This is a genomic window from Xanthomonas sp. LMC-A-07 (genome assembly GCF_030208825.1).
Lineage (GTDB): Bacteria > Pseudomonadota > Gammaproteobacteria > Xanthomonadales > Xanthomonadaceae > Xanthomonas > Xanthomonas campestris.
This window is the reverse complement of record NZ_JARVTF010000012.1, coordinates 102,970-125,730: the sequence shown is the minus strand read 5'-3', so window position 1 is coordinate 125,730 and position 22,761 is coordinate 102,970. Positions and strand designations below refer to the sequence as shown.

The following is a 22,761-nucleotide window of genomic DNA, read 5'->3' as shown; positions in this document are numbered from 1 at the left end:
GGTTCCCACTCCTGGGCCTCCCTCTCGTCGAACTTGCATTGCTGAAAGGCAAATGTGAGGCGGGCGGTCCTTCTTACGTCGGCTGTTGCGAATCTCGATTCGCAGTCCGACATCCCTGCTTTTACGAACCCCCACGACCGAATCCCCGAACCGCACGCCTTTACGAATCCCCAATCCCCAATCTCAAATCCCGGCCCCTTAATGACCACCCTGCTGATTGCCGACGACCATCCTTTGTTCCGTGAAGCCTTGCGCGGGGCGGTGCAGCGGGTGATGCCGGGGGTGGAACTGTTCGAGGCCGACAACGTCGATGCGCTGTATACCTTGGCCGATGCGCAGCCCGATGCCGACCTGCTGTTGATGGATCTCAATATGCCGGGCGCGCAGGGATTCAGCGCGCTGGTGCATATGCGCTCGCTGCATCCGCAGCTGCCGGTGGTGGTGGTGTCTGCACGCGAAGAACCCACCGTGATGCGGCGTGCGATCGACCATGGCGCGTTCGGCTTCATCCCCAAATCCGCCGACTCCGACACTATTGGCCGCGCCCTGGCCACGGTGCTCGATGGCGAACGCTGGATTCCGGCCGAAGCACAGAACCTGCCGCCGACCGACAGCGAAGAACGTGAGGTTGGCCAGCGCCTGCGCGATCTCACCCCGCAACAATTCCGTGTGCTGCAGATGCTCGGCGCCGGCCGCCTCAACAAGCAGATCGCCTACGACCTGGGCGTGTCCGAAGCCACCATCAAGGCACACGTCACCGCGATCCTGCGCAAGCTTGGCGTGACGAATCGCACCCAGGCGGTGCTGATGGCCGGCAAGCTCGCAATCGATGCAGACGGCATCGTGCTGCCTCCACCGGAAGACGACTGACGCGCGCCAGCGCGCGTGTGCGGGCGTTGGGTTGGTCGGGGGAAGCCCGGTCGCGCGCGAGCGCGCTCCTACGTGTGATACCGCTACCCCTTGCCGTCGTTGTCGTTGTCGTTGTCGTTAGGCAATCGATAGAGTTGCTATGCCGCGCAACGCAACCCGCACCAGCGCAGGAGCGCACCTGGGCGCGATGGGCTTTCTCGGCGAAGCCGCGTGTTGCAGAAGAACCCTGATGCGCGTTGGCGCGTACGACTGTGGTCGGCGTTACCGGTAAAGCTCCCTCGCGCCCGGGTGCGCGCCTACATGTGGAGCTCTGCTGTCTATTCCGGCGCGCGCACGAACAAGATGTTCAGATCGTGCATCGGTACGAAGTTGGCCTGCGTGAACTGGAAGGTCTGCGGGTCTATCTTTTTCAGCTCACCATCGAAGCACAGGCTGAGGATGTCGCTGGCGGCCTGCTTGCGGATGGTCAGCTGGAAGTCCTTGATCGGGCCGTTCCAGTTCTTGCCGGTGGTGAGCACGTAGCGCAAGTTGGCCCAGGCCAGGCCGGACTGGCCTTCGCGGCGTTGCATGCTGGTCTTGGTGCCCGGTTCAATGCAGGTGTCCTTGGCATAGGACTCCAGCAAATACGTGCTGGGCTGCGGCACGCCGGTGGACAGGCTGGGCGCATACGCATGCCGGATCTGCACGCTGCGGCGCGCCGGAAAAGCCTGTTGCCACACGAAGTACTCGTTGAGGGTGAAACGCGGTTGCGCATCGGCATCGACCCAGCGCGCGGGCAACGGTTTGCGTCCCTTGGGTGGGGTGCCGGATTCGGTGAAGGCGGCCACATCGTCCTGGGTCCAGCCGGTGGCGGCGAACGCCTTGGAGATATCGCCGCCGTCGTCCAGCAACACCACCAACTTGCGCGTGGTGGCGATCGGCTTGCCGTCCGCCCACAATTTGAAATCGGTGAGCTCGCTGTGATCGGCCATGCCGAAATACATCGGCGGCATCGGGAAGGCCACCGGCACGCTGAGGTCGCGCTCGCTGTTGTTGGTGAACACGTAGTCCACCTGCACGCGCTCCTCGCTCAGGAACAGCACTTCCTTGTCCATGCTGATGTCGGGCTGGTGCAGCAAGCGGATGGTGCCGTTGTCATCGCCAAAACTGCTGTCATTGGCCTGCGCGCTGGCGCAGACAAGCACGGCCAGCGCCAGCAGGCGGCGTGCGGAAAAGAGCGTATGCATGGGTCCCCTGGTACCGGCGCGCACCGACGCGCCGTAGAGCGCTAGCATGCCACGCCGTCTTCAGGCGCAGCAGGCCCAAGCGCCACACCGCAGTCACTGCTCGCACGCGGGTGCGAGGCGCTTGCTCACCTTTTGCCGGCCGCTGGCGAACCCACACGTTCTGCAACAAGACTTGTTGGCAACATGCGCACCGCGCGCCAACCGCTTGCACTTGCGCAACTAACGGCTGCGTCACGCAAGAAGACTGGCAAGCCCAAGCGCTGCGGCGTGATCGCTTCCACATCCAGGTGCCGCGCGCCATCGCAGTTGTCGATATCACCATTGACCATCTGCTGATGCCTGGACAAGGCTCGTGCTCACGCGATGCAGCAGGAGCACAGATGGCGCGACGTTTTCCATGGCTATGGTTGGGCTTGCTGGCGGCGTGCATCCTGGTGGCGGTGCTGGCGTGGCAGAACCAGCAATTGCGCACGCAGCAACAGTGGCTGCAGACGCGCGTAACTGCGCCCTACGCCGGCATGTACGTGCCGACCATCGCTGCCCCGGGTGTGGATGGACGCAGCTATACGTTGGGCGCTGCGCAGGGGCAGCCGCAAGTGCTGTTCTTCTTTACCACCACCTGCCCGTATTGCCGGCGCTCGGCGCCGACGGTGGTGCGTGCGGCGCGCCAGTTGCAGGCCAACCTGCCGGGCCGCCCGCAACTGTTGGGCGTCTGCCATTGCGACCCGGCGCAGGCTGCGCGCTATGCGCACGTGCATGGTTTCGATTTTCCGGTGGTCACGCTGACCGACCGCCGCGCGCTGATGCTGTTTCGGGCGCGCAATGTGCCATTGGTGATGGCCGTCGATGGGGAGGGGCGCGTGCGCCATTCCCATGTTGGCCTGTTCGATACCACGGAGCGGGTGCAGGACTTGGTCGCCGCGTTGCGCCGCACGGATGCGCCAGCGGCATTGGCAACGGTGAAGGAGTGAGTGCATGAACAAGCGTTGGTTATCTGTACGCAATGCGTTGGTGGCGGCGGCGTTCCTGGCCAGTACCGGCTTCGGCGCATTCCAGGTCATGGCAGGCAGCAACACCCAGCCGACGACCGAGGCCTGCAGCGCATGGCAATGCGCGGCCGAGTGTCCGGAATTCGGCGGCCAATTGGGGCAAGGCAACGTGTGCTATTGCTGCGGCTAAGCCGCCAGGCGGGGCCACGTGGCCCCGCTTTTCCGCACGCGGGAACTGTGCGGCGCACTGCGTGCAAGTCAGCAAGCGCCTGGTGGGATGTCGCAATAGACGGCGCGCGTGATGTGCGCTGTTTTTCCTGCTGTTGTCACAACGTCTGGTCGTGCGCATGCGCTGAGGTGCCGAGACGGTAGCGCTGCCTAAACGTGTTCCCGCACAGCTTCGCGCATGCTGTCCACACGTGCGCATGCACCAGCAACGCACCCGCGTACTCAATCGCATCAACCCAGAGCGCGATAGCGGAAATCACGTAGCACCACGCTGCCCTCCTGCGCGGCGTAGATGCCCAGCTGCAGACTCAGAAAGCCACCGAACACGTTGTGATGCATGCCGGAGACTTCCATGCGGGTGGGATGGCGCACCCAGGTCCGGCCCTCATCGAACGAATAGTGGTAGGTCACTACCTGCTGATCATTGGTCAGGCGCACGCGGATGTGGCGCTGCGTGTTGGGCGCGCGTGCCCACACCAGTTCTTCGGAATATTCGTAGGTCTTCATGGTGTCGGCGGTGAAACCGATCCCGACGAACGCCTTGTGGTTGTAGAACAGCAGGATGCCGCCTTCGGCATTGCCGACCAGCTCCAGCGTCACCTCGGCTGCGTAGGCGCGATCCGGTACGCCGCAGGTCAGCGGTGCGCTGTCTGCCGGCGATGTGCCGGCGCAGGCCAGCGTCAACGCCTGGTTGGCCCGCCGCACGCGCGCCTGCTCGCCGGGCTTGGGCGCATGCAGGCTCCATTGGGTGCCAAGCTTGTCGGTGGAAAAGTCGTCCGACAACGCGAAGCCTGTCGCCATCGGTGCCGCCGCCGTTGCCAGACGCGCCGGCGTACGCAACGGCCTGGACAGATCACCGCCGGTGGCCCGGAACCAGCCATCGGCGGTCCACTCGATCGGCTCCAGCAAGGTCTGCCGGCCCAGCGTGCGGAAGCCGTTTTCGTAGCCGTGATAGACCATCCACCAGTCGCCGCGTGGGCCTTCCACCAGCGTGGCATGGCCGCGCGACCACCACGGCTCCTGCGGTGATTGCGTGCGCACCAGTGGATTGTGCGGGCAGTGTTCCCACGGCCCATGCACCGAGCGCGAACGCGCGGCGATCACCATGTGCCCGGTCACCGGCCCGGCAGTGCCACCGACCGCGGTGACCAGATACAGCCAGCCGTTGTGCCAGATGAGCTTGGGGCCCTCGGGCGCGAAGTTCTCCACCACCCAGTCGTCTGGGTAACGCCACGGCGCGTACGCCGGTTCGAGCGGGCCGTCGGTGGCCAGGCCATCGGCGCGTAGACGGATCTTGCGGATGCCGTTGACGAACAGATAGCGCGCGCCGTCTTCGCCCACCACGTGGCCCGGGTCGATGCAGCCGGCGATCTTCAAATCGATCGGCGCGCTCCACGGGCCACGAATGTCATCGGCCCAGATCACGAAGATCGACCAGCCGCGGTCGTCCGGATTGGCCGGGATGTAGATGAAGTAGCGGCCGTCGTGCTTGCACAGGTCCAGCGCCCAGATGGTGCCGAGCTGCTGGCGCAGGGCCGGGCCGATCGGCGTCCAGTTGACCAGGTCGGTGGAATGCCACAGCACGATGCCCGGGTAGGAGAAGAACGACGAAAACGTCATGTAGTAGTCGTCGCCATCCTTGAGGATGGTTGGGTCCGGGTGGTCGCCGGCCACGATGGGATTGCGATAGGTGCCGTTGCCCAGATCCGCAATGCGCTGGCCCTCGACCCCGCGCCCCCACTGCAGGAGTTGCCCGCAGGCTGCGGCCGGCGGCGCTGCGGTGGTGCACAGCGCCGCCGGTGCCACGGCGGCACCGGCACTTGCCGCCAGCAGCTTGAATACGTCCCGCCGGGTGGTGGTTGGCATGCAGGGCCTGTGGCGTCATGAGGACCTGGTATCTAGCCCCGGCACCTGCGTGCAGGCAACCGCAATCGGCCCTGCTATAGGAACTTCGACTGGCAGGCGCGCCTGCCGGCATATGCTGCACTGCAGCGTGCCCTGTTCACTTATGATTGCGATATTCATATGCGAACAGCCCGGCCCCACCGGCTGCTGGATGTCCCCGATGTCGCATCACCGCTGTGCCGATCACGTTCGCCCACTTGCCGCCCGCGCCCTGCGCACCCGGTGGCCGGCATGAATGTGCCGCGCCAGCGTGTGGGCAGCACCGCAGTGCAGTTGTCGGCACTGGGCTTTGGCGCGGCGCCGATCGGCAATCTGTACAGCGCGGTCGACGAGGGCGACGCGCTGGCCGCGGTGACGGGCGCGTTCGAGGCCGGCATCCGCCATTTCGATACCGCTCCCTACTACGGCTACGGGCTGAGCGAGGCGCGCCTGGGCCGCGGCTTGGCCGGCGTGCCGCGCGCGGACTACACGCTGTCAACCAAGGTGGGCCGCTGCGTCTATGACGACGCAACGGCGGTTGCCGGGCGCGACGGCTTTGCGGTGGCCGGCCGGCGCGCCGAGTTCGACTACAGCGCCGATGGCGTGCGCCGCGCGTTCGCCTCCAGCCTGGAACGCCTGGGCACCGACTACATCGATGTGCTGTTGCTGCACGACATCGGTGCGCTGACCCACGGCGACAACCACGCCAACGTGCTGCGCCAGGCCTTGGAGGAGGCCTTGCCGGCAATGGCGGAGCTGAAGGCGGCCGGTGCGTGCGGGGCGATCGGGCTGGGCGTCAACGAGCAGGACGTGGCACTGGAGGTGCTGCCACAGTTTCCGCTCGACTGCGTGATGCTGGCCGGCCGCTACACCCTGCTGGAACAGCACGGCGCACGCGCGCTGCTGGACCAGGCGCAGCAACGCAACGTGGCGATTCTGTCGGCCGGCCCGTACAGCTCGGGCCTGCTGAGCGATGCGCGCGGCCCCGGCGCCACCTATAACTACGCCCCGGTGGATGCAGCCACGCTGGACCACGCGCAGCGTCTGTACGCCGCCTGCGCCGCGTTCGGCGTGGATATCGGTGCGGCCGCGTTGCAGTTCCCGCTGGCGCATCCGGCGGTGATCACGGTGGTGGCAGGCATGCGCAGCGTGGCCGAAGTGCAGTCGGCCAGTGCGCGCCTGCAGGCGACGGTGCCGGCCGCACTGTGGCAGCGGCTGCGCGACGACGGCCTGCTCGACGCGGCGTTGCCCACGCCATGAGCCGGGTCGATGCGCACCTGCATTTCTGGCACCTGGGCCGTGGCGATTACGACTGGCTCACGCCGGAGCTGAGCGCGCTGTACCGCGACTTCGGTCCGGACGATGTGAGCGCCGCGCTGGATGCGGCCGATGTCGACAGCGTGGTGGTGGTGCAGGCCGCCGCCACCGAGGCGGAAACCTGCTACCTGTTCGAGCTGGCGCGCGACACCCCGCGCATCGCCGGCGTGGTGGGCTGGGTGGATCTTGCCGCGCCCGATGCACCCGCGCGGATCGGCGCATTGGTGCGCGCCGGCGGTGGCCTGCTTAAGGGCCTGCGCCCGATGGTGCAGGACATTGCCGATGTGCAGTGGCTGGCCAGCCCCGCGCTGGATGCCGCCTTCGATGCATTGATCGCGCACGACCTGGCATTCGATGCCTTGATCCGCGCCGCGCACGTGCCCGCGTTGCAGGCGCGCCTGCAGCGTCATCCCGGCCTACGCGTGGTCGTCGACCATGGCGGCAAACCGGCGATTGCCGCCGGCGAATTCGTTGCCTGGGCCGCCGGCATCGCGGCGCTGGCGCAGCATCCCGGCGTGCACTGCAAACTCTCCGGCCTGCTCACCGAAGCGGCGCGCGGCGCCACCGCGCAAACGCTCGAGCCCTATGTGGCGCATCTGTTCGCACGCTTCGGCGCGCAACGTGTGCTGTGGGGTAGCGACTGGCCGGTGCTGACCCAGCGCGCGGACTACGCACAGTGGCTGCAGATCGCACAGCAGCTGGTACAGCAGTACGCCGACGGCAATGCCGCGGCGGTGTTCGGCGACAACGCACGCACGTTCTATCGTCTGCCACGGCCGGCGGCCCCCACCCACGGAACCTTATCGGTATGACAGTCTCCATTCCCACTACACCCAGCACCCGCCTGCAGGGCAAGCGCTGCCTGATCACCGCTGCCGGCGCCGGCATCGGCCGCGAAAGCGCGCTGGCCTGCGCACGCGCCGGTGCGCACGTGATCGCCACCGACATCGACGCCGCCGCGCTGCAGGCGCTGGCCGCCGAATCCGACGCCATCACCACCCAGTTGCTGGATGTCACCGACGCGGCGGCGATCACTGCGCTGGTCGCGGCGCACGGCCCGTTCGATGTGCTGTTCAACTGCGCCGGCTACGTGCACCAGGGCAGCATTCTGGACTGCGACGAGCCGGCCTGGCGCCGTTCGTTCTCGATCAATGTCGATGCGATGTACTACACCTGCAAGGCGGTGCTGCCGGGCATGCTCGAACGCGGCCGCGGCAGCATCATCAACATGTCCTCGGTGGCTTCCAGCATCAAGGGCGTGCCGAACCGCTTCGTGTACGGCGTGACCAAGGCCGCGGTGATCGGCCTGAGCAAGGCGATCGCCGCCGACTACGTGGCCCAGGGCGTGCGCTGCAATGCGATCTGCCCGGGCACCATCAAGACGCCGTCGCTGGGCCAGCGCGTGCAAGCACTCGGCGGCGACGAGCAGGCGGTGTGGAAGAGCTTCACCGACCGCCAGCCGATGGGCCGCCTGGGCGACCCGCGCGAGATCGCGCAGCTGGTGGTGTACCTGGCATCGGACGAATCGTCATTCACCACCGGCCAGACCCACATCATCGACGGCGGCTGGTCCAACTGAGCGCGGCAACGCATCAAGGTGGCGCTCACCACAGCGTGGACGCGGCCAGTGCCAGATGTGGTCTGTATCGCACGTCCGCCTTGATTTGAGCACCCCGTCCTTACCCACCCGATGCACGCGCGCTAGGTTTGCTAGCCGCTCCATTCCTCATCTGCAAAGGAAGACTGCATGAAACTCGTACGCGTAGGCGCCCCCGGCCAGGAACGTCCCGGCCTGATCGACAGCGACGGCAAGCTCCGCGACCTGAGCGGCGTGATCAGCGACGTGGCCGGTGAGCACATCACCAACGCCGGTCTGGACACGTTGCGCGCGCTGGATGTCGCATCGCTGCCGCTGATCGAAGGCGAGCAGCGCTACGGCGCGGCGGTTGGCCAGATCGGCAAGTTCATCTGCGTTGGCTTGAACTACGCTGACCACGCCGCCGAATCGGGCATGGAAGTGCCCAAGATGCCGATTCTTTTCATGAAAGCCACCACTGCGGTGTGCGGCCCCAACGACACCGTGATCATCCCGCGCGGCTCGGTGAAGAGCGACTGGGAAGTGGAGCTGGGCGTGGTGATCGGCGATGTGGCGCGCGATGTGTCGGTGGACGAGGCGCTGAACCACGTGGCCGGCTATGCGGTGATCAACGATCTGTCCGAGCGCGAATTCCAGCTCGAACACGGCGGCCAGTGGGTCAAGGGCAAGAGCGCCGACACCTTCGGCCCGATCGGCCCGTGGCTGGTGACGCGCGATGAGATCGCCGACCCGCAGAACCTGTCGATGTGGCTGGAGGTCAACGGCCACCGCTACCAGAACGGCAGCACCCGCACGATGGTGTTCGGCGTGGCCGAACTGGTCAGCCATATCAGCCGCTACATGACGCTGATGCCGGGCGATGTGATCAGTACCGGCACCCCGCCGGGCGTGGGCCTGGGCCAGAAGCCGCCGGTGTACCTCAAGCCGGGCGACGTGATGGAGCTGGAGATCGAAGGCCTGGGCCGCCAGCGTCAGCCGGTGGTGGCGCATCCGCGGGATGCTGTTTGAAGCTGCCTAACTCCCTTCCCGGGATGCTGGTCCCCTGGGAGCGAGCTTGCAGTCAAGACAGGTAATGATGCATCCGCGCGATGCAACTTAAGCCCCTCTCCCCGCGGGAGAGGGGTTGGGGTGAGGGTACGTAGCGACGTATCCAAGCAGTTCGTCGCAATGTGTCTTTGTTGTTAGGCCTGACATGTCGGCACGTGTGTCGATGCGTCATGCGCAAACTTTTTATATGCGGGGTGCGAGGGCGTTGAACTTCCAAGCGTCGCAGCGCGTCGATACCGACGCGCAGTGAGTCAGGAAGTTGATTTAGAGCGGCTAACAAAACGTAGCGAGCAGTCGTCAGGTAGGTGCGGACGGCGCGGAGGAACCGGAATGTACGTGGGTACATGAGTATTCCGAGCACCGGCCGCGCCCGCCTGGCGGCTGCGCAGTCGTTTTGATAGCTGCTCTTACTGATCTGCGTTGCAGGCGCATGGTCATTGCAGCGCTTCAGTATCTCAGGCGCTTTGCGTCCGTACCCTCACCCCAACCCCTCTCCCGAGGGGAGAGGGGCTCAAGCGCACCGCTTCGCTCACGTTTTTTCAACCCATTTTCCTATTCCCCGTTTCCATCGCCCAGGACTTCCATGCGCACCATCATCGCCCTCGAGACCCACGACGTCCGCTTCCCCACCTCGCGCGAGCTCGATGGGTCGGACGCGATGAATCCCGATCCGGATTACTCGGCCGCCTATGTGGTGCTGCGCACCGACGGCGCGGAAGACCTGGCCGGGTACGGTCTGGTGTTCACCATCGGCCGCGGCAACGACGTGCAGACCGCCGCCGTGGCCGCATTGGCCGAACACGTGGTTGGCCTGTCGGTGGACGAGGTGATCGCGGACCTGGGCGCGTTCGCACGCCGCCTCACCAACGATTCGCAGCTGCGCTGGCTGGGCCCGGAAAAGGGCGTGATGCACATGGCGATCGGCGCGGTGATCAACGCCGCCTGGGATCTGGCCGCGCGCGCGGCGAAAAAGCCGCTGTGGCGCTTCATTGCCGAGCTCACGCCCGAGCAGCTGGTGGACACCATCGACTTCCGCTACCTCAGCGACGCCCTCACCCGCGACGAAGCGCTGGCCCTCCTGCGCGATGCACAACCGCAGCGTGCAGCACGCATCGCCACGCTGATCGAACAGGGCTATCCGGCCTACACCACCTCGCCCGGCTGGCTCGGCTATTCGGATGAAAAGCTGGTGCGCCTGGCCAAGGAAGCGGTGGCCGATGGCTTCCGCACCATCAAGCTCAAGGTCGGCGCCAACGTGCAGGACGATATCCGTCGCTGCCGCTTGGCGCGCGCCGCGATCGGCCCGGACATCGCGATGGCGGTGGACGCCAACCAGCGCTGGGACGTGGGCCCGGCGATCGACTGGATGCGCCAGCTGGCCGAATTCGACATCGCCTGGATCGAAGAACCTACCAGCCCGGACGATGTGCTTGGCCACGCCGCCATCCGCCAGGGCATCACCCCGGTGCCGGTCTCCACCGGCGAGCACACCCAGAACCGGGTGGTGTTCAAGCAGCTGCTGCAGGCCGGCGCGGTGGATCTGATCCAGATCGATGCCGCACGCGTGGGCGGCGTCAACGAAAACCTCGCCATCCTGCTGCTGGCCGCCAAGTTCGGCGTGCGCGTGTTCCCGCACGCCGGCGGCGTGGGCCTGTGCGAACTGGTGCAGCACCTGGCCATGGCCGACTTCGTCGCGATCACCGGCAAGATGGAAGACCGCGCCATCGAATTCGTCGACCACCTGCACCAGCACTTCCTGGACCCGGTACGCATCCAGCACGGCCGCTACCTTGCCCCAGAGGTGCCCGGCTTCTCGGCAGAAATGCACCCCGCCTCGATCGCAGAATTCAGCTACCCCGACGGCCGCTTCTGGGTCGAAGACCTGGCAGCCAGCAAGGCGAAGGCCTAAGCAGCGTCAACGCACCGCGTGTGCAGCAGTGCGCGGTGCAATAACGGCTTCAATAGCGACAGGCAGTTTTCGCTGAGCCTGATCGCGACTGAAGCCGTTTCTCGTTGGTTGCAGTGGACCCCGCGCGTGGACCGAGCGGTGCACTGACAAACACAGCTAGGCGATGCGGGGCGCTGCGCTATGCCTACACAGTGTGCAGGTGTGGAGTGACGCACCTCCAACGAGCGACGATAACGTGCCGCATTCCACAACAACCCCACACCGATCGGCTGCCCAACAGCCGCGGCCGGCACTGCGACCGCCACAGCAAGAAACGCATCTTCGGTGCGCAACGTCAGCACCGAAGCACGAAGCACGAAGCACGAAGCAACACGAAAACACGAAAACACGAAAACACGAAAACACGAAAACACGACAGCACGACAGCACGACAGCACGACAACAAGTCCAATACAGGCCAGGCACATCGCGCAGGCGTCACCACGCAACGTGACCGCCTTCTTCGCGCTTTTCTTCAGCGCCTTGGCAAACCGGGTCAAACCGGGTCGGGAAACTGACGTTGATGTACAGACCTTCTGGCGCCTGATATCGCTTGCCCATCCGCGCTTCCAGCGAGCGAGCCGGCAGCACACCAACCGGTGAGAACCTACTGCCCTCGCCTAATACCTGAGCCGCCGTTATTGCTTGGCTATTGTTGCTTTGGCACTGCTGCAATGCTTGCTGCACCGACTTTTTGCTTCGAGCGTGGCTCCGAATGTTGCGCTGACTCTCGCTCTCACTCGCTCACTCGCTCACTCGCTTTGGCTTTGGCTGCTGCTCTTGCTTTGCCATTCCGCTTCCGGGGCCCCATACCGCAGCGGCAAGGCTGGCAGATACAACCCGCAGGGCGGCGCGCATGGATGCGCGACGTTTTTGTAAGGGACACGGATGTCCCTTACAAAAATTTCTGCCGGCCTTGCGCACCCGTCGCGCGCAGCGCGCCGGGCGCGAGGACGGGGTGTGCTTTCTTTTGGTTACTTTTCTTTGCACAAGCAAAGAAAAGTGACTCGCGCCCGCAAGGGCGTGAAAGCCCCTGAACTTCCGAACGCGAGTTCAGAGCAAAGGTGTCAAGGAAAGCGGAAAGGTGCCCACCCCACTCAAGGGCAAGAGTTCCAGTCAGCGCAACCGCAAAACGCAGCGGCCCAAACAAGATCACATTGGACAAGAGCGCTGAAATTCCAATCAAGAAATCGGCGACGCCTTAGAAGCAACAGCACTCAACCCTGCTGCACACTCACCGCCTCACTCAACGCAAAAATCCGCCCAGCCTCCCGCCACTTCTCCCCAGGCGCACTCCCAGGCAATGCCTTCTGAAACCGCCACATCAGCTCCTCCCATGCCTGGATGCGGGGATCCCCCGCATCACGCGTCGCCTTGGCCGCCGGGTCGTAATCCTCACCGACCGTCATCAACATCACCAACCGGTCACCGCTGCGAAAGATTTCCAGCTCCGCGATCCCGGCCTGCTGCAACGACGCCACCACCTCCGGCCACACCTCGTTCGGCCGGTGCCAACGCTCGTACTGGGCAATCAACGCCGCATCGTCGTGCAGATCCAGCACATAGCACAGCCGCTGCATGCTCATGCCCCCGCCACCACAGGCGCAGCACGACGGGCACGCAACGCGAACAGCAGGATCACGCCGAAGCACACACCGGGCACCACCATCGCCCAATGGATGCCGGCCATGTCCGACACCGCACCCATGAGCGCAGTGAGCAAGGCGCCACCAATGATGGCCATCACCAGCAACGAAGACCCCAGCTTGCGTGCGTCATCGTGCATGCCATCCAGGCCCAGCGCGAAGATGGTCGGGAACATCACCGACATGAACACGCTGGCCGCAACCAGCGCATACAGGCCAGTCCAGCCGGGCAACGCGATCGCGACTGCACACAGCAGCAGATTGATCGTGGCAAAGCTGGCCAGCAACTTGGCCGGCGCCAGATAGCGCAGCAGCGCGGTGCCGATAAAGCGCCCGGCCATGAACAGCACCAGCGAGATGGTCAGATAGGTGGCTGCGCTTTTTTCCGGCGTGCCCGGCACCGCATCCTGCAGGTAGCGGATCAAATAACTCCAGATGCCGACCTGCGCGCCCACGTAGAAGAACTGCGCCACCACCGAAAACACGAACAGCCGGTTACGCAGCAATTCGCCGAACTTGGCACGCTTGGGGGCCGCCGCGCCCACGCCGGCATCGCCGGTCGGGAAGCGCACCAGCGCGATCAGGATCGCCCACAGCACCACCACCACGCCGATGATCAGATAGGGCATCTGCACGGCTGAGGATTCGGTGGCGAAGAAGGCCTCGCGCGCGGCCGGCGCCATTGCCGCCAGCTCGGCTGGGGTGTGCTCCACGCCGGAGAAAATGAAATGCTGGCCCACCAGCACGCCGGTGATCGAGCCCAGCGGATTGAAGGCCTGCGCAAGATTGAGCCGACGCGCCGCGCCATCGGCCGGGCCCAGTACGGTGACCAACGGATTGGCGGTGGTTTCCAGAAACGCCAGGCCGCTGGCGATCACGAACAACGCCAGCAGAAACAGCCAGTAGGTGTGCACCTGCGCGGCCGGATAGAACAGGAACGCGCCGCAGGCATACAGCAGCAGGCCCAGCACTACCGCGGCCTTGTAGCTGTAGCGGCGCATGAACATCGCCGCCGGCATCGCGAACACGAAATAGCCTAGGTAGAAGGCGCTCTGCACCAGCCCTGCCTGCAGGTCGGACAGCTCGAAGGCCTTCTTGAACTGCTTGATCAGGATGTCGTTGAGGTTGTTCGCCATGCCCCATAGAAAAAACAGGCTGACGATCAACAACAGGGGCACCACGGCGGTACGCGCCAGGTTGCCGCGCGGTGACGCGGCGGTATCGCTGTAATGCATGCGACCTCTCCCCTCCCAAGGCTGTGGCGCTTGCGCAGATTGTGCAGGCGAGCGTACTGCGCGCCGCAGTGGCATGCAAATATAAAAACTTTGTTTATATTTGCACCGGACGGCGTTGGCGGGCCTCCAGCCGATGCCTGTACCCTGACGCGCTGCATCGTGCCTGGAGTTGCAAACGGATGAGCATCGAACCCGCCAAGTACCGTGCCCCCGCCCTGGACAAGGGCCTGGACATCCTGGAGCTGCTGGCGCGCCAGGCGCAGCCCATGAGCATGGGCGCGATCTCGCAGGGCATCGGCCGCTCGCGCGGGGAGATCTTCCGCATGCTGCAGGTGCTGGAAGAGCGCGGCTATCTCACCCGCGATGGCGAAGGCGACTACGTGCTGACCAATCGGTTGTTCATGCTCGGCATGCAGCAGCCGCAGGTGCAGACCATCACCGACGCCGCGCTGCCGGTGATGCGCCGGCTGGCCGATGCGATCTTCCAGCCCTGTCATTTGGTGGCGCCGTCTGGCGACCAGATTGTGGTGATCGCGCAGATGGATGTGCCCAGTGACCTGGGCCTGGTGGTGCGGCCCGGGCATCGCCGCCCGCTCGCCCATTCCACCTCGGGCCTGGTGCTGTTCGCCTTTCAGCAGCCGGAAGTGCAGACCCGCTGGCTGGAGCAGCTGGACGCCAGCGAGGTGCCCTACGACCGCGCGCAGTTCCTGCGCGATGCCGAGCAAACCCGCCAGGCCGGCTACGCGATGCACGCCAGCGAGGCGGTGGTGGGCGTGGTGGACCTCACCGCACCGATCTTGCAGCGCGGCAGCGCCGCCTACACGCTCACCGTGCCCTTCATCGAACGCCGCCCGGAACTGGTCGGCCCGCAGGCCGCATTGAGCGCGCTGCGTGCGGCAACCGCCGAGATCTCGGCCGGGCTGCACTGACACACGGTTGTTGCGCGGCTGCGGAGATGGCTGCACACGCCTGATGCACCGCGCCGCGGACGCGGGCCTATACTCGGCGCGATCGGCACAGCGGGATGACATGTCCAGCATCAGTTTCGGGATGTGGAGCACCAGCCTGCTGCTTGGCAGCGCACACGGCGTGATCGGCGCGGGCCTGCTGCTCTGGGCGCCGCGCAACCGCATTGCCAACCGCTGTCTGGCCGCACTGCTGCTGGTGGTGGTGGCGCTGATCACGCCCTATACGCTCGGCTACGCCGGTGCCTATGACGCCTATCCCGACCTGACCTACGCCCCTTTGTTCTGGGAGCTGGCGATTGGCCCGCTGGTCTGGCTCTATGTGCGCCAGTTGGCGCGCGCGCATCTGCCACGCCGGTGGGCGCTGCATCTGCTGCCGGCACTGCTGCAGGGCGGCTACTACGCCTGGCTGTTCACCTGGCCGCTGCAGCGCAAATGGGCCTGGGACGACGCCGTGCAGCGGCCCTGGATCGCGCCGCTGCAGGACGCGCTGGTGCTGCTCTCGCTCGGCGTGTATCTGCTGATGGCCTGGCGCGAGTATCTGAGCTACCAGCGCTGGCTGGAACATCACAGCGGCGCACGCGAGGAACTACGCCTGCCCTGGCTGCGCGGCTTCCTGCTGGCGGCCAGCGCGCTGCTGCTGTTGCGGCTCGGCTTCACGGTCAGCGACCGCTGGTGGCACCGGCTGTCGTACTTCGACGAATTTCCACGCTACCTGGCCACCGTGGCAGTGGTTTATTACCTGGGCCTGGAAGGCTGGCGCCATGCGCGGGCCCGGTACCCGCGCCGCGATCTCCTGCTGAGCGGCGATGCGCTGGCCGATGCGCCGGCACGTGCAGGGTCCGCGCCACCCGCCGTTCCGCTGCCGGAGCACGCCAGCGCCCCGGCGGGGCTGGCAGTGGTCAGCGCGGCCCAGGAAAAAGACTGGCACGCGTTTGGCGCGCGCATTGCGGCCGAGGTCGATGCACATTGTTGGTGGCGCGAGCCGGACCTGAGCCTGCCGGAGCTGGCGCGGCGCATGGGCACCAACAGCAACTACCTCTCGCGCGGCCTCAACGAGGGGCTGGGGCAGACCTTCAGCGGGTTCATCAACGGGCTGCGGATTGCGGAGGCGCGGCGTCTGCTCACCAGCGACCAGGACATCCTCACCATCGCACTGGCGGTCGGCTTCGGCTCCAAGGCCAGCTTCAACCGCGTGTTCCGCGCCAGCCTGCAGTGCACACCCAGCGACTACCGCCGCTCGCAACGTCCCATCGCCTGAAAATCGTCGCGTCATTGGGCTGTTGAGTCGTCTGCTGCAGCAGCGATCAGCAGGCTGGGTGCTCCCAATCAAGGAGTCGCCATGTCCCGTCGCCTTCGCCTGTTGTTGGTCGTGGCATTGCTGAGCTGGCAGCCGGCTGGCGCCACCACTGCAGCCCCTGCGCCACCAGTGCGCAGTGATAGCGTCCTGCCCGGCCCCGCCCTGCTTGCCGACATCGCAGTGCTGGAGCAGGCCTACGCTGCGCTGCATCCTGGGCTGTATCGGTATTCCAGCGAGCAGGCGGTGGCGCAACGCTTTGCAGCGCTGCGTGCCGAACTCGGCCAGGGCGCCACCCTGGCCCAGGCCTATCTGGCGATCTCCCGCCTGACCGCCAGCGTGCGTTGCGGCCACAGCTTCCCCAATTTCGTCAATCAACCCGAGGCGATCCAGCACGCGTTGTTCGACCACGACCGCCATCTGCCGTTCTACTTCCGCTGGCTGGATGGGCGCATGGTCATCAGCCGCAACGGCTCGAACCAGCGGTCGCTGGTCCCCGGCACCGAGGTGCTGGCGATCGACGGCGTGCCCGCCGCGCAGATCCTGTCGGCCCTGATGAGCGTGGCACGCGCGGACGGCAGCAACGATGCCAAGCGCATCGCGCAGATGGAGGTGCAGGGCTTCGCGCGCATCGAGGCGTTCGATGCCTACCTGCCGCTACTGTTTCCGCAGATCAGCGCCGAACCGTTGCTGCGTGTGCGCGGGCCTGGGGGTGGCGCAGTGCGCACGCTGCAGGTGCACAGCCTGACGGCAGCGCAACGGCAGGTAATGACGCCGATCCAACCGCGCGACAGCACCGCGCCGGCATGGCGCCTGGAAATGCCAGACGCGCGGCTGGCGATCCTGCGCATGCCCGATTGGGCCTTGTACGACAGCCAGTGGGACTGGCGCGGATTTCTGGCGCAGAGTTTTTCCACCCTGGCCGCGCGCAAGGTCCCCGCGCTGGTGATCGACCTGCGTGGGAACGAAGGCGGGCTTGATGTGGGCAGCGTGCTGCAGGGGTATCTGTCCGCGCGTGCGCTCGGTGTGCCGCCGATGCGCAAGCGGGTGCGCTACCGCCGCCTGCCCGCGTCGCTGGCACCGTTTGTTACCACTTGGGACGCCTCCTTTCGCGATTGGGGCGCGCGCGCGGTTGAAGACGCTGACGATGCACGCTTCTATACACTGCGTGACGCGGCCAGCGACGATGCACCCACCGAGACGTCAACGCAGATCGCGCCGCGCGCGCCGCATTTCGCCGGCAAGGTGTTCGTGCTGATCGGCGCCGAGAACAGCTCGGCCACGTTCGAATTCGCCCAACGCGTGCAAGCCAATGGGCTGGCCACGCTGGTCGGGCAACCCACCGGTGGCAATCTGCGTGGCATCAATGGCAGCGCGTTCTTCTTCGTGCAGCTGCCCAACTCGCACATCGAAGTGGACCTGCCGCTGGTGGGCCAGTTCCCTTTGACCGCACAACCGGATCGCGGCGTGCTGCCCGACATCACCGTGCGGCCAAGCGCTGCAGATCTGCAGCACGGTACCGATGCGGAAATGGCGGCGGTTACCGCGTTGCTGCCCGGTGCGTGAGTCGGGTGAGTCGCCTTCCGCAGTGCTGCCACATAGCTTCGGCTATAAAGATCAGACCGACCTTCGCGTGCAGGCAAAACGCGCTGATCCGTGGCGCACGTTGGTACACTGCGCGCCCCCTTGGGGAGTAGCCTGCTTCCAGTCGATGGAAGCGCCCGCGTCAACATACTCGGCCGTTGCGCCGTGGTGCGGGCAACCACTCTTGGTTTGGCGAGACCAGCGGCATGCGTGCACAACGATGGTTGGGCGCGGGCGCATGCCGTTGTGATCGTGCCCAACCCGAGGTTGTCGATGTCTCCGCTCTCTATCGTGTTGCTTGGTTTTGCGATGTCCACCGACGCATTTGCCGCGGCCATCGGCAAGGGCGCGGCGATGCGGCGGCCGCGCTGGCGTGATGCCGTGCGCGCCGGGTTGGTGTTCGGCTGCATCGAAGCGATCACCCCGGTGATCGGCTGGATGCTCGGACGCGCGGCCTCCGATTACCTTGCCGCCTTCGATCACTGGATCGCCTTCGGCCTGCTCGGCGCGCTGGGGGCGCACATGATCGTGGCCGGGCTGCGCAACGAGTCCGCGGTGGATGAGGCACTGCGCGATACGCCCAAGCGCTATGGCTTGCTGGCACTGGCCGCCACCGGCTTTGCCACCAGCATCGATGCGATGGCGGTGGGCGTGAGCCTGGCGTTTCTGGATGTGCACATCGGCGTGGTGGCGGCCGTGGTCGGGCTGTGCACGTTGAGCATGGTCACCGCCGGCGTGATGCTCGGCCGTGCACTGGGCGCGCTGATCGGCAAGCGCGCGGAGATCCTGGGCGGCGTGATCCTGATCCTCATCGGCAGCACCATCCTGTACGAACACCTCAGCGGCGCGGCGTAGACAGCGCGATTGCCGTGGTAGGAGCGCGCTCGCGCGCGATGGGGCGTTCCCGGTGATGCCGTGTTCTCGGTAACGCTTCTTCGCGCGCGAGCGCGCTCCTACGGAATTCGCGTCTGCTGTAATCAGCATGGTGCATCCATAAACCCCGCGTATCAGCGGATCATGCGCAATAGGCACTCAGGGATGGGCGCGTCGAGATCAGCGGAAAATTGCCTGAGCGCAGACACCGGTATCGGCCTGGGCACTGGTAGGAGCGCGCTTGCGCGCGATGGGGCGTTCCCGGTGATGCCGTGTTCTCGGTAACGCTTCATCGCGCGCGAGCGCGCTCCTACGGTGTTGGCTGTCCTGTAAGCAGCGTGGTGCATCAAAGATGCCGCCGTGCATCAACGCATCATGTCGCGATGGGCGCTCAAGAATGCGCACGGCGACATCAGCGACCGCTGCCTGCGCACAGGCTCCTGGATCAGGGCGCGACTCACTCGTAGGAGCGCGCTCGCGCGCGATGGGCATTCCCGGTGATGCCGTGTCCTCGGCAAAGCCTCATCGCGCGCAAGCGCGCTCCTACGGTGTTGCGTGTTTTGTAAGCAGCGCGATCAAGCCGCAACTAACGCACGTCACCGCATGGTGTCGTGATACGCACTCAAGAACGCGCGCAATGACGCCGGTTTGACCGGTTTGGTGAGCAGGCGGTAACCGCGTTGGCGCGCCAGTTGCTTGAGTTCATCGCGGCCGTCGGCGGTGAGCAGTGCGCCGGCGATCGGGCCCACGGCGGCGGCCTGCAAGGCGTCGAGGGTGTCCAGGCCATCGAGGCGGTCGTGCAGGTGGTAGTCGACCAGCATCACGTCCGGGCGCTCGCGGGCACGCTCCAGCGCCTGGTCCACGGTGCTGGCGGTGATCACCTCCACCTGCCAGCGGCCGAGCAGCGCGCGCATGCCGTCCAGAATCTCGCGGTCGTTGTCCACGCACAGCACGCGCAACCGGGCCAGCGAATCGCCGCTGGCCTGCGGGCGCACCGCCAGCACCGGCACCGGTGCGGCCGGCACCGCGTCCACACGCGGCAGCAGGATCGAGAACATGCTGCCCTGGCCGACCTGGCTACGCGCGCTCAGGTCGTGATCGAGCAGGCGCGAGATGCGCTGGCAGATCGACAGGCCCAGCCCCAGCCCCTGCTCGCCCCAGTCGAACGGCTGCTGGTAGCGGCGGAACTCCTCGAAGATCTGCCGCATGTGGTGCTCGGGAATGCCCGGGCCGGTGTCCCACACCTGCAGCTCCACCTGCGCGCCGCGCCCGCGCATGCCCAGCACGATGCGGCCCTGGCGGGTGTAGCGCAGCGCGTTCGCCAGAAAGTTCTGCATCACCCGGCGCAGCAGGCGGCGGTCGCTGCGCACCCACAGCGCGCGGGCGTGCACCTGCAGCCGCAGCCCGCGGCTGGCCGCCACCGGCGCGTACTGCGCGGCCAGCTCGTGCATCAAGGCACTGGCATCGAAGTCTTCGACCGTGGGGCGCAAGCCGCCGGCATCCAGCCGCGAAACGTCGAGCAGGCCGTCCAGCAACTCTTCGGCTGCACGCAGCGAGGCATCCACGCGCTCGGCCAGGTGGCGCTGCTCTTCGTTGTTCTGGTGGCTCTCGCGCAATGCCGAAGCAAACAGCCGCGCGGCGTTTAGCGGCTGCAACACGTCGTGGCTGATCGCGGCCAGAAAGCGCGTCTTGGACTGCTGCGCCAGCTCGGCCTCGCGCGAGCGGTCGGCCACGCGTTGCTCCAGGTTTTCGTTGGCGTCCAGCAGCGCGCGTTCGGCGCGCTTGTAGTCGGTGATGTCGTTGTAGCTGGTGACGTAGCCGCCGCCGGGCAGCGCCTGGCCACGCATTTCGATCACCTTGCCGTCGCTGCGGGTGCGCTCGAACACGTGCGGCGAGCCGGCGCGCATGTGGCGGATGCGGCGGTCGATCTGATCTTCGATATCGCCCTCGCCCAGCTCGCCGCGCTCGGCGTTGTAGCGGATCAGGTCCGCCACCGGGCGGCCGACATAGAGCATGCCGTCGGGGTAGCCGAACAGCTGCTGGTAGCGGCGATTCCACGCAGTCAGGCGCATGTCCGGGTCGACCACGCTCACCGCGGCGCTGATGTTTTCCAACGTGGTGGAGAGAATTTCGCGATTGAAGCGCAACTCCTGGCCGGCCTCGTCGAGCACCGCCACCACCTCGCCCAGCTCCATGCCCGAGCCCCGCAACAGGCTGGTCAGCACCAGGCGCGCGGACGCGGCGCCGATGGATGCGGCCAGCAGGCGCTCGGTGAACTGCACCCAGGCGCGGTCGGCCACGGCGGTGGGCTGCAGCTCGCGTTCCAGCAGCTGCGCCTGATCCAGAAACGCACGATGCGCATGCCGCTCGCCCACCACGCGCTCGGCCAGCGCCTGCAGGTCGGCCACATGCACGTGGCCAGGCCATTCGCCGGCCACCGCTGGCCGCTGCGAATACGGGTCCAGGAACGGCGCTGCGCGCAGGCGCTCGTCCACACCGGGACGCCAGCGCGCCGATACCACCATCATGGTGCCGGTGTTGATCAGCAGCGACCAGAACGTGCCATGCGCCAGCGGGTCCCAGCCGCTCATGCCGAACAGTTGCTGCGGCTGAAGCCAGCCGATGCCGAACGGGCCATCCACCAGCCACTCCGGCTGCAGCCAGCCGGCGCGCGTGGCCGCCGGCAGCAGCAGCGTGTAGATCCAGGTCATGAAGCCCAGCACCATGCCGGTCTCCACGCCCTTGCGGCTGGCGCCGCGCCAGTACAGCCCGCCGATCACGCCCGGCGCGAACTGCGCCACCGCCGCGAACGCCATCAACCCGTAGGCGGCCAGCGTGGTGTCGTTGGCCACGCTGCGGTGGTAGCCGTAGGCGATCAACGCCAGCAACAGGATTGCCACCCGGCGGATCCACAACACCCGCGAGGCCACGGTGGCGCGCGCGTCGGCACTGCTGCGCCGGCGCAGCAGCACCGGCATCACCAGGTCGTTGCTGACCATGGTGGCCAGCGCGATGCTGGCCACGATCACCATGCCGGTGGCCGCGGAGAACCCGCCCACGTAGGCCACCAGTGCCAGCACGGTATTGCCCTGGCTCAGCGGCAGCGCCAGCACCACCGCATCGTCCACCACCGAGCTGTCCTGGCCGAACAAGGCCACACCGGCCGAGGCGATGGGCACCACCATCGCCGAGATGATCACCAGGTAGGCCCCGAACAACCAGCGTGCGCGGCGGATGTCGCCGACATCGCTGCATTCCACCACCGCCACATGGAACTGCCGCGGCAGGCACACCACGGCCAGGAAGCTGAGCAAGGTCTGCGAGATGAAGCCTACCGATGGCGTGTGCTGGAACAGCGTGCGCGCCGAATCGGCGATGTGCAGCTGGTGATCACCCAGCCACAGCCAGGCGAACACGCCCACCGCCACGATCGCCACCAGCTTGATCACCGACTCCAGCGCAATCGCCAGCATCATGCCGTGGTGATGCTCGGTGGCATCCACCTGGCGGGTGCCGAACAAGGTGGCGAACAACGCCATCAGCAGCGCCACGTATAGCGCCGGATCGGCAAAGATGCCGCGCCCGGCGCTGCTGTGGCCGGTGAGCACTTCCAGGCTCATCGCCACCGCTTTGTACTGCAGGGCCAGGTAGGGAACGATGCCGACCAGCGCGATCACCGCCACCAGCGCCGCCAGCCGGCGCGAGCGGCCATAACGCGAGGAAATGAAGTCGGCGATGGAGACGGTGTTTTCGGCACGCGCGATCAGCGCCAGCCGTTCGATGATGCGCCAGCCAAACAGCAGCAACAGCAGCGGGCCCAGGTAGATCGGCAGGTAGCCGATGCCGTTGCGCACCGCCGAGCCCACGGCGCCGTAGAAGGTCCACGACGAGCAGTACACCGCCAGCGCCAGGCTGTAGACCGCCGGCCGCAGCCACGGCCGCTCCGGGTACAGCGGGCGGTGATCGCCCCACCACGCCACCCCGAACAGCAGCGCGGCATATCCCAGCGAGACCAGCAGCAGTATCCAGCTCGAGACCAACGGGCTTCCTAGGCG

General features: G+C 66.2%; 19 protein-coding genes, 1 other RNA gene and 1 riboswitch. Of the genes, 13 read left to right on the top strand and 7 right to left on the bottom strand.

Going from position 1 to position 22,761, the window contains the following annotated elements; all coding sequences use genetic code 11:
- The first annotated feature begins 201 nt into the window (after positions 1-201).
- A complete protein-coding gene (locus tag QRM89_RS13850; protein ID WP_011039130.1) occupies positions 202-870 on the top strand; it encodes a response regulator transcription factor in 669 nt (222 codons plus the stop codon).
- Positions 871-1,187: 317 nt separating this feature from the next.
- Here the strand turns inward: QRM89_RS13850 and QRM89_RS13845 are convergent, their stop codons facing one another.
- Entirely contained in the window at positions 1,188-2,096 is a 909-nt protein-coding gene (locus QRM89_RS13845) for a DUF4424 domain-containing protein (RefSeq protein ID WP_285448268.1), read from the bottom strand.
- 407 nt (positions 2,097-2,503) lie between these two features.
- Between QRM89_RS13845 and QRM89_RS13840 the strand changes: the two genes are divergently transcribed.
- Complete coding sequence (locus QRM89_RS13840; protein ID WP_029629078.1) at positions 2,504-3,067, top strand: TlpA disulfide reductase family protein; 564 nt, start codon at positions 2,504-2,506, stop codon at positions 3,065-3,067.
- 4 nt (positions 3,068-3,071) lie between these two features.
- The gene (locus QRM89_RS13835; protein ID WP_012439607.1) at positions 3,072-3,275 is read left to right on the top strand and encodes a hypothetical protein; all 204 of its coding nucleotides are present in this window, start codon (positions 3,072-3,074) and stop codon (positions 3,273-3,275) included.
- 269 nt (positions 3,276-3,544) lie between these two features.
- Here QRM89_RS13835 and QRM89_RS13830 read toward each other — a convergent pair whose 3' ends face one another.
- A complete protein-coding gene (locus QRM89_RS13830; protein WP_285448267.1) occupies positions 3,545-5,179 on the bottom strand; it encodes a family 43 glycosylhydrolase in 1,635 nt (544 codons plus the stop codon).
- A 270-nt stretch (positions 5,180-5,449) separates the two neighbouring features.
- On the opposite strand from QRM89_RS13830, the gene QRM89_RS13825 reads away from it, so the two are divergent.
- The 4 genes from QRM89_RS13825 to QRM89_RS13810 all read left to right on the top strand — a co-directional run bounded on the left by QRM89_RS13825 (position 5,450) and on the right by QRM89_RS13810 (position 9,119).
- Positions 5,450-6,457 carry an aldo/keto reductase gene (locus tag QRM89_RS13825; protein ID WP_285448266.1) on the top strand — a complete coding sequence of 336 codons (1,008 nt, stop codon included), beginning with the start codon at positions 5,450-5,452 and terminating at the stop codon, positions 6,455-6,457.
- The gene (locus tag QRM89_RS13820; RefSeq protein WP_285448265.1) at positions 6,454-7,326 is read left to right on the top strand and encodes an amidohydrolase family protein; all 873 of its coding nucleotides are present in this window, start codon (positions 6,454-6,456) and stop codon (positions 7,324-7,326) included. Before QRM89_RS13825 ends, QRM89_RS13820 begins: the two co-directional genes overlap by 4 nt.
- On the top strand, positions 7,323-8,093 hold the full coding sequence (locus QRM89_RS13815) for an SDR family oxidoreductase (protein WP_161960684.1): 771 nt from the start codon (positions 7,323-7,325) through the stop codon (positions 8,091-8,093). The genes QRM89_RS13820 and QRM89_RS13815 overlap by 4 nt, the downstream gene beginning before the upstream one ends.
- Positions 8,094-8,261: 168 nt before the next feature.
- Positions 8,262-9,119: a fumarylacetoacetate hydrolase family protein gene (locus QRM89_RS13810; protein ID WP_042595873.1), complete on the top strand. Its 858-nt coding sequence runs from the start codon at positions 8,262-8,264 to the stop codon at positions 9,117-9,119.
- Positions 9,120-9,429: 310 nt separating this feature from the next.
- Here QRM89_RS13810 and QRM89_RS13805 read toward each other — a convergent pair.
- A non-coding RNA gene (locus tag QRM89_RS13805) (sX9 sRNA) lies at positions 9,430-9,504 on the bottom strand.
- Between the two features lie 237 nt (positions 9,505-9,741).
- On the opposite strand from QRM89_RS13805, the gene QRM89_RS13800 reads away from it, so the two are divergent.
- Together QRM89_RS13800 and QRM89_RS13795 are read left to right on the top strand one after the other, a co-directional pair.
- Positions 9,742-11,067, top strand: coding sequence for an L-fuconate dehydratase (locus QRM89_RS13800; protein WP_103702745.1), 1,326 nt, complete (start codon positions 9,742-9,744; stop codon positions 11,065-11,067).
- Between the two features lie 324 nt (positions 11,068-11,391).
- Positions 11,392-11,709: a hypothetical protein gene (locus tag QRM89_RS13795; RefSeq protein ID WP_285448264.1), complete on the top strand. Its 318-nt coding sequence runs from the start codon at positions 11,392-11,394 to the stop codon at positions 11,707-11,709.
- 292 nt (positions 11,710-12,001) lie between these two features.
- Here the strand turns inward: QRM89_RS13795 and QRM89_RS13790 are convergent, their stop codons facing one another.
- The 3 genes from QRM89_RS13790 to fucP are packed head-to-tail and all read right to left on the bottom strand — an operon-like array spanning position 12,002 to position 13,987.
- The gene (locus QRM89_RS13790; protein ID WP_285448263.1) at positions 12,002-12,271 is read right to left on the bottom strand and encodes a hypothetical protein; all 270 of its coding nucleotides are present in this window, start codon (positions 12,269-12,271) and stop codon (positions 12,002-12,004) included.
- A gap of 52 nt (positions 12,272-12,323) precedes the next feature.
- Positions 12,324-12,692, bottom strand: a complete 369-nt coding sequence (locus QRM89_RS13785) for an L-fucose mutarotase (RefSeq protein WP_115541539.1) — start codon at positions 12,690-12,692, stop codon at positions 12,324-12,326.
- Positions 12,689-13,987 carry an L-fucose:H+ symporter permease gene (gene fucP / locus QRM89_RS13780; protein ID WP_070693564.1) on the bottom strand — a complete coding sequence of 433 codons (1,299 nt, stop codon included), beginning with the start codon at positions 13,985-13,987 and terminating at the stop codon, positions 12,689-12,691. The genes QRM89_RS13785 and fucP overlap by 4 nt, the downstream gene beginning before the upstream one ends.
- 179 nt (positions 13,988-14,166) lie before the next feature.
- Here fucP and QRM89_RS13775 point away from each other — a divergent pair, with 179 nt between their 5' ends.
- From QRM89_RS13775 to QRM89_RS13760, 4 genes are all read left to right on the top strand, one after another.
- Positions 14,167-14,916, top strand: coding sequence for an IclR family transcriptional regulator (locus QRM89_RS13775; protein WP_115557256.1), 750 nt, complete (start codon positions 14,167-14,169; stop codon positions 14,914-14,916).
- Positions 14,917-15,037: 121 nt separating this feature from the next.
- On the top strand, positions 15,038-16,213 hold the full coding sequence (locus QRM89_RS13770; RefSeq protein WP_285448284.1) for an AraC family transcriptional regulator: 1,176 nt from the start codon (positions 15,038-15,040) through the stop codon (positions 16,211-16,213).
- Between the two features lie 81 nt (positions 16,214-16,294).
- Complete coding sequence (locus QRM89_RS13765) at positions 16,295-17,815, top strand: S41 family peptidase (protein ID WP_285448262.1); 1,521 nt, start codon at positions 16,295-16,297, stop codon at positions 17,813-17,815.
- A gap of 115 nt (positions 17,816-17,930) precedes the next feature.
- Positions 17,931-18,102: riboswitch (yybP-ykoY riboswitch) on the top strand.
- Positions 18,103-18,106: 4 nt separating this feature from the next.
- Complete coding sequence (locus tag QRM89_RS13760; RefSeq protein WP_040942077.1) at positions 18,107-18,688, top strand: manganese efflux pump MntP family protein; 582 nt, start codon at positions 18,107-18,109, stop codon at positions 18,686-18,688.
- A gap of 614 nt (positions 18,689-19,302) precedes the next feature.
- On the opposite strand, the gene QRM89_RS13755 is transcribed toward QRM89_RS13760, so the two are convergent.
- Positions 19,303-22,746, bottom strand: coding sequence for a PAS domain-containing hybrid sensor histidine kinase/response regulator (locus QRM89_RS13755; RefSeq protein ID WP_285448261.1), 3,444 nt, complete (start codon positions 22,744-22,746; stop codon positions 19,303-19,305).
- Positions 22,747-22,761 lie beyond the last annotated feature (15 nt).